The 12,328-nt window shown below is 32.6% G+C and carries 11 protein-coding genes; 8 read left to right on the top strand and 3 right to left on the bottom strand.

What is annotated here, in order from left to right:
- Nucleotides 1–62 precede the first annotated feature (62 nt).
- A complete protein-coding gene (locus GJV76_RS08885) occupies nucleotides 63–404 on the bottom strand; it encodes a DUF6660 family protein (protein ID WP_155092272.1) in 342 nt (113 codons plus the stop codon).
- Nucleotides 405–629: 225 nt separating this feature from the next.
- Between GJV76_RS08885 and GJV76_RS08880 the strand changes: the two genes are divergently transcribed.
- The 7 genes from GJV76_RS08880 to GJV76_RS08850 all read left to right on the top strand — a co-directional run bounded on the left by GJV76_RS08880 (nucleotide 630) and on the right by GJV76_RS08850 (nucleotide 7,803).
- Nucleotides 630–2,030 carry an NAD-dependent succinate-semialdehyde dehydrogenase gene (locus tag GJV76_RS08880; RefSeq protein WP_155092271.1) on the top strand — a complete coding sequence of 467 codons (1,401 nt, stop codon included), beginning with the start codon at nucleotides 630–632 and terminating at the stop codon, nucleotides 2,028–2,030.
- 1,916 nt (nucleotides 2,031–3,946) lie between these two features.
- Nucleotides 3,947–4,744: a class I SAM-dependent methyltransferase gene (locus tag GJV76_RS08875; protein WP_155092270.1), complete on the top strand. Its 798-nt coding sequence runs from the start codon at nucleotides 3,947–3,949 to the stop codon at nucleotides 4,742–4,744.
- A gap of 290 nt (nucleotides 4,745–5,034) precedes the next feature.
- Nucleotides 5,035–5,589 (top strand): AAA family ATPase, encoded by a 555-nt coding sequence (locus tag GJV76_RS08870; protein ID WP_155092269.1) that lies wholly within the window; start codon nucleotides 5,035–5,037, stop codon nucleotides 5,587–5,589.
- Nucleotides 5,579–6,100 (top strand): GNAT family N-acetyltransferase, encoded by a 522-nt coding sequence (locus GJV76_RS08865; RefSeq protein ID WP_155092268.1) that lies wholly within the window; start codon nucleotides 5,579–5,581, stop codon nucleotides 6,098–6,100. Before GJV76_RS08870 ends, GJV76_RS08865 begins: the two co-directional genes overlap by 11 nt.
- Nucleotides 6,101–6,122: 22 nt before the next feature.
- Entirely contained in the window at nucleotides 6,123–6,683 is a 561-nt protein-coding gene (locus GJV76_RS08860) for a Crp/Fnr family transcriptional regulator (protein ID WP_155092267.1), read from the top strand.
- A gap of 131 nt (nucleotides 6,684–6,814) precedes the next feature.
- On the top strand, nucleotides 6,815–7,147 hold the full coding sequence (locus GJV76_RS08855; RefSeq protein ID WP_155092266.1) for a DMT family transporter: 333 nt from the start codon (nucleotides 6,815–6,817) through the stop codon (nucleotides 7,145–7,147).
- A gap of 128 nt (nucleotides 7,148–7,275) precedes the next feature.
- Nucleotides 7,276–7,803, top strand: a complete 528-nt coding sequence (locus GJV76_RS08850; protein WP_155092265.1) for a DUF4269 domain-containing protein — start codon at nucleotides 7,276–7,278, stop codon at nucleotides 7,801–7,803.
- Between the two features lie 257 nt (nucleotides 7,804–8,060).
- Here the strand turns inward: GJV76_RS08850 and GJV76_RS08845 are convergent, their stop codons facing one another.
- Together GJV76_RS08845 and GJV76_RS08840 are read right to left on the bottom strand one after the other, a co-directional pair.
- Nucleotides 8,061–8,789, bottom strand: a complete 729-nt coding sequence (locus GJV76_RS08845; protein WP_155092264.1) for an FAD-binding oxidoreductase — start codon at nucleotides 8,787–8,789, stop codon at nucleotides 8,061–8,063.
- 542 nt (nucleotides 8,790–9,331) lie between these two features.
- The gene (locus GJV76_RS08840; protein WP_155092263.1) at nucleotides 9,332–10,186 is read right to left on the bottom strand and encodes a helix-turn-helix domain-containing protein; all 855 of its coding nucleotides are present in this window, start codon (nucleotides 10,184–10,186) and stop codon (nucleotides 9,332–9,334) included.
- Nucleotides 10,187–10,504: 318 nt separating this feature from the next.
- Here GJV76_RS08840 and GJV76_RS08835 point away from each other — a divergent pair, with 318 nt between their 5' ends.
- On the top strand, nucleotides 10,505–12,013 hold the full coding sequence (locus GJV76_RS08835; protein WP_155092262.1) for a WG repeat-containing protein: 1,509 nt from the start codon (nucleotides 10,505–10,507) through the stop codon (nucleotides 12,011–12,013).
- Nucleotides 12,014–12,328 lie beyond the last annotated feature (315 nt).

Genomic DNA, 12,328 nt, shown 5'->3' with positions numbered 1-12,328 from the left:
GTATGTAAATGCTGCTCCCAGAAGTCTTTGACCTTAGGAGGAGTAATTAATTCGAATAAAAACTAAGCTATTTTAGGGGGTTGCCAAATGCTGCTATCCAATCTGGAAAACAGATTGTCATAGTGGTTAAAGTGTTGAGGGCTGTGAATTACTGTTTTGACTTGTGTAATGTTTAGCGCCAAGGCAAGAGTAATAGAGCTAGCACAACAACTACAAGCACATAAAGGGGAACAGGCGTCTAAAGAATGATAATCCCTATCTTGATTATAGGTAGGTAAATCTACCTTGTCAAAAGAGGATAATTGTTCTGTTTTATCAACAAATTTATCTGCACAAGGATACATACTAGTTGTAAAAATAACCAGTACTAAAAGTATAGATAATATTTGTTGTAACATTTTCATAAGACAAACTTAGTGAAAAAAGCCCAAATAAAGTTAGCTAAAAGTCCGTTTTAGTAACAATTGCAATGCTGTTGCATTCAAAAACTTTCGATTGTTTAAATAATGGTGTTTTTTAATTGATTTGTTTTAAAAGTAACTTATAAGTGTTTTGTTTAGAATACTTTAAGATTGTTTTTAAAATAATAGTGGTAAATTAGTAAGTATTAATTTTTTAAAAAATAAAATATGGCTACAACAATAAAATCTTCAATTAAAACCATCAATCCCACAACAGGAAAAGAAGAAAAAGTTTTTGAAGTAATGACTTCAGAACAAATAAATACAATATTAGACAAAGCAACTACAGCATTTAAAAGTTGGAAGAATGTCTCGATTGCTGATCGTGCAAAAATTGTACACAAAATAGCTGATACTATGCGTGAGCGCAAAGATGAACTAGCCAGATTAGCTACCGTTGAAATGGGTAAACTATTTACTGAGAGTAAAGCTGAAGTAGAGCTTTCTGCAGCAATCTTTGATTATTATGCAACAAATGCCGCAGAGTTATTGAAAGACGAAAAATTGGATACGCCATTTGGTGAAGCATTCATTAGTAAAGAGCCAATAGGATTGCTGTTGAGTATCCAACCTTGGAACTTTCCTTATTACCAAATTGTGCGTTCAGCTGCACCTAACTTAATGGCTGGAAATACTATGGTTTTAAAACACGCCTCTAATGTTCCTCAATGTGCTAAGCTCATGGAAGAATTGTTTTTAGCGTGTGGTTTGCCAAAAGATGTTTACACAAACTTATTTGTACCAGGAAGTGAATTGGCAAATATTGTAGGGGATGATCGCATCAAGGGAGTAGCACTAACAGGAAGTGAGCCAGCTGGTGCAAGTGTGGCCTCTATTGCAGGTAAAAATATTAAGAAATCTACTCTTGAGCTTGGAGGTAGTGATGCTTTTGTGGTATTAGATGATGCAGATATTGATAAAGCTATTAAAGGGGCAGTAGAAGGGCGTTTGTGGAATGCAGGACAGGTGTGCGTGTCTCCTAAACGATTAATTGTCTTAAAACAAGTAGCAGACAAATTTACCCAAGGTGTTATTGAGAAAGTAAAACAAGTGAAAGTAGGGGATCCGATGGATGCTGCTACTCAATTAGCACCACTTAGTAGTGAAAAGGCGAGAGAAGATGTACTAAAACAAGTTGCTAAAGCAGTAGAACAAGGAGCAAAACTTGTTTGTGGTGGTAAAAAATTAGATCGTGATGGATGGTTTATGGAACCTACTATACTTACTGGAATTAAAAAAGGAATGAATGCTTATTCAGAGGAGATCTTTGGTCCGGTATTTATGATCTACGAGGTAGCTGATGAGGCTGAAGCTATTGCACTTGCCAACGATACACCTTATGGGTTAGGTGGTAGTGTGTTTAGTGAGAACAAAGAGCGCGCAGTTAAAGTAGCTCGTCAAATAGAAACAGGTATGGTTTATATTAATCACGTTACTGGTATTGCTCCAGAATTGCCATTTGGAGGTGCTAAGAAATCAGGTTATGGACGTGAACAAGCAAAATATGGTATACATGAGTTTGTAAATGAAAAACTAATTCGTGTAACAGATATTGACAAGGCATATTAACGAGGTAAGGAACGTGAATATGAATTGATTTTTTATTATTCTTTTTATGTAAAAGGTTTTCACTAATAGTGGAAACCTTTTTTTATGGACTCAATCTACAAAGAACAGTTGCCGATTTTTTTACAGAAAAAGCTCAAGAGTACAGCCATGAGGTAGAATATAATCTAAGCGTATTATTTTGTGTGTAATTACTTGCTTTTTAGAATATTATGGTATTTTATTTAATTGTGTAATGATTATAGACTTGGTAAATTTGACCAAGAAATAAAAGAAAAAAATTGTTGTGAAAAAGATTATCCTCTTTAGTGTATTTCTAACAACTTTAGCCGCAGCTGCAGGCTATTACTACGAGTCTACATTTGCCACTTGTACAGGTTCATCAAGTTGTAAGGCGTGTAAAAATTGCAAGTATTGTAAACATTGCAAGTATTGTAAACATTGTGCTGTCAATGGCAATAGTTGTGGGGTGTGTAGATAGGAATATTCTTTAGAGGATTAAATCTTTTGCTTGGCTGAATTGATTTAAACTAAATGGTATATATTCCTAAGCGTAGGAGTATTTATCTGGTAGAAAACAAAAAGTGCGAAATTTGATACCTTTACACGAAATAAGTTCTGTTAGTTATTAGTATTGTCACTAACATTATTAATCAAATTTAATTTTCCCAATTAGTTATTAAAGTAGAAAGCCAACAGGTCTTGTATCTGTTGGCTTTTTTTATTGTATAAAAATTGAATAAGAATGTGATCTTTTTTAATCATGAATTTTGTTGGCTTTTAGTTCATTTGCACTAATGCGCTTTGGCAGCACAAAGAGGGTATCTGTCTAGTAAATAAATAAGAAACACAATAAAAACAAAAGCAGTTAATTTGCGTATTAACTGCTTTTGAGTGTTAACCAGAAAGAACCAAATATGTGTTAATTTGTTTGAGAACTCTTAGAGTTCGAGTAAATTAAGTATAGTCCATAGACTAAACCTACAGGCAATAATGCAACTGTGAATAGTATAACTAAGTATTTATCATCAGTTGTAATGCGTTTACTCTTTAAAATAAAGAGAGTGTATAATATAATTAATGCTATGTATATAATAAAGTATCCTGCTAGGCTTTGAGTTAGTAGGTTTTCCATTGTTATAATTATTATTATTTTGTCACATTTTATATGTGTATTTATAGCATATACTATACCAAATATTTAGAATTAGTTTATTGTAAGTTAATTAGTGCAACGAAACAGATAATAAATGTCAGAATACTAGGTTGATGAGGTTTTTAATGCTTTAGTAAGTATATGTAATTTAAGATTTTAGCCTCTAAAGGCTTTGACAAATCCCTTTATTGAGTAGGTTACTTTAAAATTATCAAATAAAAAAGCCCCTTCAAGTGCAAATGAAGGGGCCTTAAAAATAAAAAAATTAACTTACTATGAACTAATTAATCAATTTTACTATTGACTACTAGATTTAGCAGATAAAAAAAAATTATGAAAAAAAAATACTTACTTGTTTATTCTACAACTGATACTTGAAAACCTTTATTCTGCTTATTATCAGGTTTGTATTTTGCATATTTTCAATATTCGTGCCAAAAACTATTTATTTTAAAAATATTTATCTTTTATTTTTTTAAGCTTTTTACTTATAATCGTTCAAAACCTTATGATTGCAGGGGTTTTGTGAAGTAATTTTTTTTAAACTAAAAGTTAGTGGTAAAAAGTAATTATGCATAGATCTTTACAACAGTGAATTAAGGTTCAAATAAATGCTTTGGAATCTACTAAAGCGTATGTTGTATTTTTGGTTATAAAAACAAGGGAGATTTAAGAGAGAAGAAGTCTTTTTTTTCGTTAGTTTTAAATTCTCAATTTCTATATTAGATTAATAATAAGTAGATATCTTAAACTTGATATAAGTATGAATACACACGGTGATTATATACAAGTAAATAAAAAGACTTGGAATGAAAAAGTTGATTTACATATTGAATCTGAGTTTTATAACATGAAAGATTTTTTAAAAGGTAAATCTTCTTTAAATGATATAGAACTTGATTTGCTGGGTGATGTAAAAGGTAAAAAGATTTTACACTTGCAGTGTCATTTTGGCCAAGATACTCTGTCTTTAGCTAGAATGGGAGCAGAGGTTACTGGTGTTGATCTATCTGAGGTGGCAATAGAGAAAGCAAACGCACTTACACAACAATTAGGTTTAAATGCACGTTTTATTTGCAGTGATATTTATGCATTACCTACAATGTTGAGTGAGCAGTTTGATATAGTATATACAAGTTACGGTGTGTTAGGTTGGTTACCTGATATGTTTCAGTGGGCAAAAGTGGTATCAAGATACCTAAAGGTGGATGGCAAATTTGTGTTGGTAGAGTTTCATCCCTTTGTATGGATGTATGATTATAATTTTAGTGAAATTGCGTATTCTTATTTCAACGTTGAAGATATTGTGGAAGTAGAAAGTGGAACCTATGCCGATAAAGATGCTCACAAGACATTTAAAACAGTTAATTGGAATCACAGTTTATCTGATGTAATGCAAGGATTAATATCGAATGGGTTGACAATTAGTGTTTTTCAAGAATTTAACTATTCTCCATATCCATGTTTTAATCAGATTATAGAGATAGCTCCTGGGAAATATCAGATTAAACCTTTGGGTGATAAAGTACCTTTGGTTTATGCTATTGAAGCTCACTTGTAATAAAATATTCTTTAGCTACTTTTGATAGTTTTTTTAGTGGGAGCTTAACTTAGATAAGTTTGAGTTGTTTAAAGTGTTTTTTAATTACAATGCTTTTTTTGTACTTTTGTAATCACCTTATTCTAAGAGGTATTTCTTATTTAGACGACTTGCTTTAGAGGAGTATGTAGGCTCTACTACAGTTTTTCTACTTCTCGTTTTTCCCAAGTATTTAGAGTATATAAATTATTTTGTAATGTTTTTTGCTATGGATACACTGATCCTTGCAAAACAAATTAAACTATAAAGAAATGATCAAATCAAACTTTTATATATTTACTGGTGGACCAGGTAGTGGAAAGACTACTTTATTAAATGCATTAGAGAAAAAGGGATACCAGATTATGCCTGAGGTAGGTAGGGCTATTATTCAAGTGGAGCAATTGGCAAATAGTGAAGTTTTGCCATGGAAAGACAAACAGCTTTTTTATCAAGCCATGTTGAGTCGATCGGTGTCTGATTATCAAGACTGTGATTCTTCTGAGCTTGTGTTATGGGATAGGGGAATTATTGATAGTATTGGCTATGCTACTTTAGAACAATTACAAGTGACGGAACTGCAAAGGCAAATTGCCAGGGAACTTTCGTTTAATCCAACAGTGTTTATATTACCGCCATGGCAAGAGATTTACACTCAAGACAAACAGCGCAAACAAGATATGTCATTGGCCATTAAAACTTATGAGGTGATCAGGCAAACTTATCTGCGATATGGATATTCTTTGGTAGAGGTGCCTAAATCTTCAGTCGAACAACGCACAGAGTTTATAGTATCTTTTTTAAAAAACAAGGAAAATGAAGCATAATATTGAAACGCAGCGATTGCTGATTCGTCCAATCCAGGACAATGACCTAGAGGGTATTTATAAGTTAGATAGCGACATACGCGTTCAAGAATTTTTAGGTAAAAAGCCATTAGAGAATAAAACTCAAGCTGCACAGATGATTAGTTTTATTACCAAACAATATAAGGATTTTGGTATAGGTAGATGGGCAGTAATTGAGAAACAGACTAATACATTTATCGGATGGACTGGGTTTAAATACATTAACAATGGTGTTAACGGCGTTGAAGAATATCTTGATTTTGGATATCGCTTTGTGTATGATGCCTGGGGTAAAGGTTATGCTACAGAGGCAGCTCTTGCTTGTTTAATTTACGCTGATAAGTATTTAACTCTATTACCTATTCACGCTATTTCAGAAGTTGGGAACAAAGGATCGAAGAACGTCTTGGAGAAGGCTGGGTTTAAGGCAGTAAATACATTTTTGTATGAGAATGTGCCACATTTTTGGTATATTAGACTGAATAAATAAATAGTTACAAGATTGAACCACTATGAATGTTTTAATTAGACTTTTCGAGCAATATGGCTATATATCTTCTCAGTGTCGAGATGCTTTGGAGAAGAATGTACAGACATTTCATATGAAAAAAGGAGAGTTACTTTTAAAGAAAGGACAACTCTCAGGAAGTCTATATGTATTGGAAAAAGGATTTGTACGTGGTTATTATCTAGTTTCAGAAAAAGAAATAGATGTGTGGTTTGCCTTTGAGCATACTATTATGGGATCTACTTATCAAATGTACAAAAGTCGTGCATCACTTGAGTACATACAATGTATGGAAGACTGCATCGTTCACGCAATTTCCAATCAAGTATTGCTAAGGCTTTATAGAGAACATCCTGAATTAAATCTTATCAGTCGTAGATCAACCGAGGATTATTGCTTGCAATTAGAACAAAGGGCTTTTGGCTTACAAACCATGAGTGCTAGTGAACGCTATTATAATTTAATTAAAGAATTAGGGGATGACTTTCACCGTATTCCCTTGGGTAATATAGCTTCCTATTTGGGTATTTCACAAGAGACATTGAGCCGTATTCGCAGAGTTTAATATTCTCTTTTACTATAGTTAAAAGGTTATCTACGCCACTGTGCATAGATAACCTTTTTTGATTTATGTCAAAAACAAAACGGATAATCTACTTGTATTTTTGCCCAATTAAATGATATAATATCCATAAGATGAAAGACTATCTTTTCTTGTTTGTTGCCATTGTCTTTGAAGTGATTGCAACCAGCGCTTTAAAGGCGACGCATGAGTTTACTAAGTTTTGGCCAAGTGTGCTGACTCTACTAGGTTATGTTATAGCATTTTACTTTTTAAGCCTTACTTTAAAAACCGTCCCTATAGGTATTGCTTATGCCTTATGGTCTGGTATTGGTATTGTACTTGTTAGTCTATTGAGTGTGTTTTTGTACAATCAAAAATTAGACACTGCTGCTATTTTGGGGATTTCGTGCATTGTTTTAGGTGTAGTGATCATTAATTTGTTTTCAAAATCGGGTACTCATTGATTACCGTAAGTATAGCATACTACATGGTAAAGATCCTCTTAAGAGGGAGTATAACCATTTACAGGCTAGCTAATTTTGGTTTAAATTGTTTACTTTGCTGCGTCATCATATTGTTATTAACATCGTCTATGAATTTTAAGAACCTTGCCTATCTAAAAAGTGGTACTGTGCAACAACAAGAGATTTATCGATTACTCACAGAATATAGAATAATGGATAAACTACAGGGGTATAACCCTGTGTTAATAGGTACCTTTCCAATAGATATTGCTGTAGAAGGCAGTGATTTAGATATTTGTTGTCAAGCAAAAGATTTAGATGCCTTTTTGGATGATATAGATCAGCGCTTTAAAGAATATGATTTCTACCAGTCTTGTAGCTGCTTAATAGGGGGTGTAGAAACGGTAGTGGCTAATTTGCAAATCCAAGGATATCCCATTGAGTTATTCGCTCAAAATAGGCCTGTAGAGCAGCAAAATGGCTATCAGCATATGATAGTTGAGTACAAAATTTTACTTGAAAAAGGGGCTTTATTTAAGCAAAAAGTAATTGCACTAAAAAAAGCTGGGATGAAAACAGAACCTGCCTTTGCTAAATTGCTGAATCTTTCAGGTGACCCTTATCTGGCTTTGTTAAAGTATAGGGATACAAAATAATAAAAAGTGGTACAGTAAGGTAGTCACTGTACCACTTACACAACACATATCTGGATTTTATATGGTAAGACTCTGTCTTGTCGTTTTTGTATTGGGTTGTTATAAGGTTGAATTTTATGCAGGTTGTTGTTTTATAGCTTGTTTTAAAGTTTTAGGGCAACGCCACTTATCTTCAATTAATCGATTATTCTTGTAGTTTATCTTCTCTGCTTTACCGGGTAAAGGATTAACCGCTTTTTTTGTGCAAGGAGCTATTGTTATAGTCCTACTTTACCCTCTACCCAGAAAGGTTGGGTAACAATATTGTTATTTGAAACACCTCTCTCGCGTAATGCTTTTTTGAATTTGGATATACTCTTTGCATTTCCCATAATGTAGAACTGCCCATGTTGTATTCTATTCCACTGAAACTCGTTGAGTGAATCGATATATTCAATAGCCGTTTGCGCTTTATTGCTTAAAGATTTTTCAACAAATTCAATATGACTGAGTTCACTTCCAATATATGTTTTGTTCTTATCGTTAACCTCCAGTATGCCTTTTAGAGTTTTGTTATCTTTGTTTAAGAGTTGTTGCAGGTATAGACAGAATCCAATACACGATTCATCTCCATAGAAAAAATGGTAATCTATATTTTTATCATAGACATTTTGCCCTCTTGGAATGCTTGAGGTCAGTTTGTCATTTACTTGGATATCTTTAAAAAAGCGAGTGCCTGGCCCGTCAGCTTGTTGATGAAATAGAACGTCAAAATAACCTTGTTCGCGATTGTATTCACTTGGGGTATAGTTTCTGTATTCTGTCTCGGAAATCTGCATGAGTATAGCTTGTCCGATTTCGTATTTAGCTTGTTGTATATCTGCTTTAAATCTTATTCTAAGTAGGTTGTCGCTTATTTGCTCTTTTTCACTAACTGTGACTTCAATAAACATTTTACTCCAAGCAGTCTTGACTAATGTTCCTATAAGTTTTGGTATTTTTGGCATAATTCTCGACTTTTAATTTTACTGTAGCAAAGGTCTATTAAAAGTCATTCTAAATAAATGGGAGTATAAAGGAGTTCATTGGACAAAAAAAGGTATTTGGAAATTTATTTATAAAAAAACCTCATACCGATTTTGACAGGTGTGAGGTGTAAAAAAAAGTAATAAAGTATAATCTTTTAAACTTGTTTGTATTTATGTCTATCAACGTGTTGATAGTAAAAATGATTCATTTCAAGTAAAGAGTAGTCAATTTATTATTAAAATTAACTACTCTATTTACCATCCCCATAAGATAGTAACTACTCTTGTCTAATGTGTTTTTTAATTATCAATTGTATGATGTTAGTAAAATTAAGTTGAAAAGACCTTTTGATAGAATAACAAATCAAAGAATATTATTTAAATAGTATCTTAAAACGCATAATTATAGGTGTTGCTCTGTGTAATGGTCAGTAGAGGACACAAGAGGTAGTTATAGATCATTTTGTAAAAGTAAAATGAAAGGCAAAAGAGCAACCATAGAGGGATATAGATAATTGAGGTTATCTATACTCTATGCGAAACTCTAAAGGTGTTTGGTAGGTGTTTTTTTTAAACATACGCGAGAAATAGGTATGATCTTCAAAGCCCAAATTAAAGGCAATCTCTTTGACTGTTTTATCTGTATAATACAGTAATCTTTTGGCCTCGTCAATAATGGATTTCTTTAACCAATAGCTAGCAGTTTGCCCTGTTGTTTTTTTGACACAATCGTTTAAGTGCGCTGTAGTTATATTGAGCTGGCTTGCAAAGAAAGAAGGCAAATTTAAGTGTGTTTGATGGGTAATTAAACGCTTGAATTTAGAAGTAATTAAAGCGGGTTGACTCAACAAAGCTAAATCTGTAATTGGATGTTCAGATTCCACCAAAGAACATATTTTGTGTAGGGCAGTGGAAAACAACCCATTGATAATCTGCGTTTGATATGTATTGTCCTTTTTCATATAGCAACGCATTAAATCAAAAGTTTGAGTCAGTAGACTTAGATCCTCCTCAGAAATGCTAATCAATTGTTTATTGCCAGGAATAGTAAAGAGTAAATCACTTAGGTGATTTGGAATTCGAAAATCCTGTACACCTAAAAAGTATCCGTTATAGTCTTCGGTAATCTCGCGTAAGCTATGTATTTGGTAAGGTTTTACTATTAAAATGCTATTGCGTTTTACTTGGAATTTGTTTAATTCGCAATCCATTACCATAGCACCATTTGTCGCAATACTAATTACGTAGTAATCATCTCTATGGGTGTGATTTATCATTTGCGACTTCTTGCCTAAACAATTGTGGTCTTTTACATATATACCTCCAACGGCATTTGGACCTTGACTATAGGTTACTATTTCATTATTATAAGGCATAAGTTTTTAAATTGATTGTAGACAAAAATAACAATTATTTAGAATTGGTATAAATAATTTAGTGTTAAAGTTCTACAATAGTGATTGTTTTTGATATAGGTCAATAAACTGATGCTTGTACTTTGGGATACTATTAAGTTTTTTCTCTTTATCATTAACATTGGCTAGTGTAGTTAATTCTTAGGTGTTTTTTTCTCAGAGTTGCTCTAAAGTCTATTTTATTGTCCCTTTCTTATTTTTTATAAAATGTAGAGTAGTAATTTAAAAGAAAAATAAGTAACTTTTACCATCTCTTAAAGCTTTAAAATCTCAACTGCTATGAACTACAAAAATGGATTAAAAAGTCAAAAACTCGTTCCTTTTTTGGCAAAGAATAAATTGTACGGCTATTGGGATCAGGCCAAGAACGTAGTTATTGCTCCGCAATATTTATCTGCAAAAGTTTTCACCTCTACTGGTTTTGCAGTTGTCACTGATAACAAAGGTAAGGTAGGTGTGATTAATACAAAGAATAAAGTTGTGGTAGGGTTTCGCTTTAGATCTATAGAGTTGTATGTGGTTAGGAAATTTACGGTAGTTTCAGCTTTGCGATACTATACAGTTAAAACGCGTTTTTGGGAGTGGAAGTTTTTGCCAAACTTCAATATTCTTAGTAGGAATTCTTCTTTTAGCCCTTTATTTGATAAAGATGTAAACAGAGCTAGACACAGTGTGTTTGTTTTAGAAACCAATCAAACTATAGCCAGGGTTAGCTCAAGTTTGAAATCAACACAGGGATTGCAAAAAATACCAATAGAAGCTTTATCATCTAAGTTCATTCAAATAGGACATCACTTGTATAAAGCAAAAGTCAATAGCTTTGTCAAATTGCTTTCAAATTTTAAAGGCACTTATGATCACAAGCTCAAGTTGGTACGTCAATTAAGAGCAGATAAAGTAAAGACTTATAATCTTCTTGGTAAGAAGATAAAATCTTATGAGTTAATTCAAAGTCGCGTGTTTCCGATAACTTATAAAGGCAAGGAGCATTTGGTGTATTTTAAAATTAATGAGAGTCATTGGAAAAATCCTCCAACTATTTATAGAGATACTAAGACAAGTGGGCGTTATTTTGTTAATGAGCAGTTTGATATGCCTTTGCCTGTACATTTAAAAAGTCTGGATTTAAAACAAGATAGACCTCTTTTAGAGATATGGCAAAATGTTGTCAATATTGATGCAGTAGTTTCGAATAATTTCTTTTTAATAGAGGTTTTGCCAAGTGATAAAACTAGAACAACAAATGACTTTTATATTTTAACCACAACGGGAGTATTGAAAGATTATCTTCCAGATCCTTTAAGTTACAGTGTGACAAGCTATGAGGATTTGATCTGGCCAAACAAGTATGAGATTATTGCCAAAGAAGATTTTCCTGTGGATAGTCAATTTCACAAAGTTCGAAACATTGGATTTATCAATGAACCCTATTATTATGTGAGTTATCAGTTGCAGGATGAATTGCGCACCGGATTATGGGATGCTTTAAATAAACGTTGGATTATACAGCCTGAGTATCACTCTTTGACTGTTTTAAAAGATCTTAAGTTTGTTCGCTTTCGCAGAGCGTATGATTCACAGTTTGGTCTAATGGATTTATCAAGTAATGTAGTTATACCTGATCGTTATAATATGATTCATTACATTGTAGATGATTTGTATCAAGTTGTACAAGGATTAGAAGATGAGAATCAGATTATGCGTTACTATGCTTATTATTTTAAGATGTCAAATCACCTTAGTTATACGGAGCTTGAGAAAACGGGTATTTCGTTCAGTTTTAAGTAAATGTGTAAAGAGAGGGTAAAAGGTAATTGATTTTCTTCTCTATTAGTTTCAAATTCTTTGTTGTGTTAATTTAAAATATTAATTCTCCGAGTATTTTGCACTAAGATAAAAACAACGGATTTTAGTGCTTAAAATATTTAAAAAAAGCTTAACCCAACTTTCTCACAAGAAGTTGGGTTTTTCTGTTTTGTAGCTTTGTCTTTGCACTTATAAAGAGATACTATAAGATTGGTTTAGTTATCCCATAGTCTATTTAAATTTTTTTATCTATGAGATATTTATTGGTCGCAGACTGTAGTTAAAACTATGCACTTT

The sequence above is a fragment of the Myroides albus genome (assembly GCF_009711045.1).
GTDB lineage: Bacteria > Bacteroidota > Bacteroidia > Flavobacteriales > Flavobacteriaceae > Flavobacterium > Flavobacterium album_A.
The sequence above is the reverse complement of the archived record's forward strand: the minus strand, read 5'-3'. Positions and strand labels throughout refer to the sequence as shown.

What these genes read in the sequence shown, in the direction of transcription:
- GJV76_RS08885 (WP_155092272.1), bottom strand. Translation starts at nt 404, where the DNA reads ATGAAAATGTTACAACAAATATTATCTATACTTTTAGTACTGGTTATT.
- GJV76_RS08880 (WP_155092271.1), top strand. Translation starts at nt 630, where the DNA reads ATGGCTACAACAATAAAATCTTCAATTAAAACCATCAATCCCACAACA.
- GJV76_RS08875 (WP_155092270.1), top strand. Translation starts at nt 3,947, where the DNA reads ATGAATACACACGGTGATTATATACAAGTAAATAAAAAGACTTGGAAT.
- GJV76_RS08870 (WP_155092269.1), top strand. Translation starts at nt 5,035, where the DNA reads ATGATCAAATCAAACTTTTATATATTTACTGGTGGACCAGGTAGTGGA.
- GJV76_RS08865 (WP_155092268.1), top strand. Translation starts at nt 5,579, where the DNA reads ATGAAGCATAATATTGAAACGCAGCGATTGCTGATTCGTCCAATCCAG.
- GJV76_RS08860 (WP_155092267.1), top strand. Translation starts at nt 6,123, where the DNA reads ATGAATGTTTTAATTAGACTTTTCGAGCAATATGGCTATATATCTTCT.
- GJV76_RS08855 (WP_155092266.1), top strand. Translation starts at nt 6,815, where the DNA reads ATGAAAGACTATCTTTTCTTGTTTGTTGCCATTGTCTTTGAAGTGATT.
- GJV76_RS08850 (WP_155092265.1), top strand. Translation starts at nt 7,276, where the DNA reads ATGAATTTTAAGAACCTTGCCTATCTAAAAAGTGGTACTGTGCAACAA.
- GJV76_RS08845 (WP_155092264.1), bottom strand. Translation starts at nt 8,789, where the DNA reads ATGCCAAAAATACCAAAACTTATAGGAACATTAGTCAAGACTGCTTGG.
- GJV76_RS08840 (WP_155092263.1), bottom strand. Translation starts at nt 10,186, where the DNA reads ATGCCTTATAATAATGAAATAGTAACCTATAGTCAAGGTCCAAATGCC.
- GJV76_RS08835 (WP_155092262.1), top strand. Translation starts at nt 10,505, where the DNA reads ATGAACTACAAAAATGGATTAAAAAGTCAAAAACTCGTTCCTTTTTTG.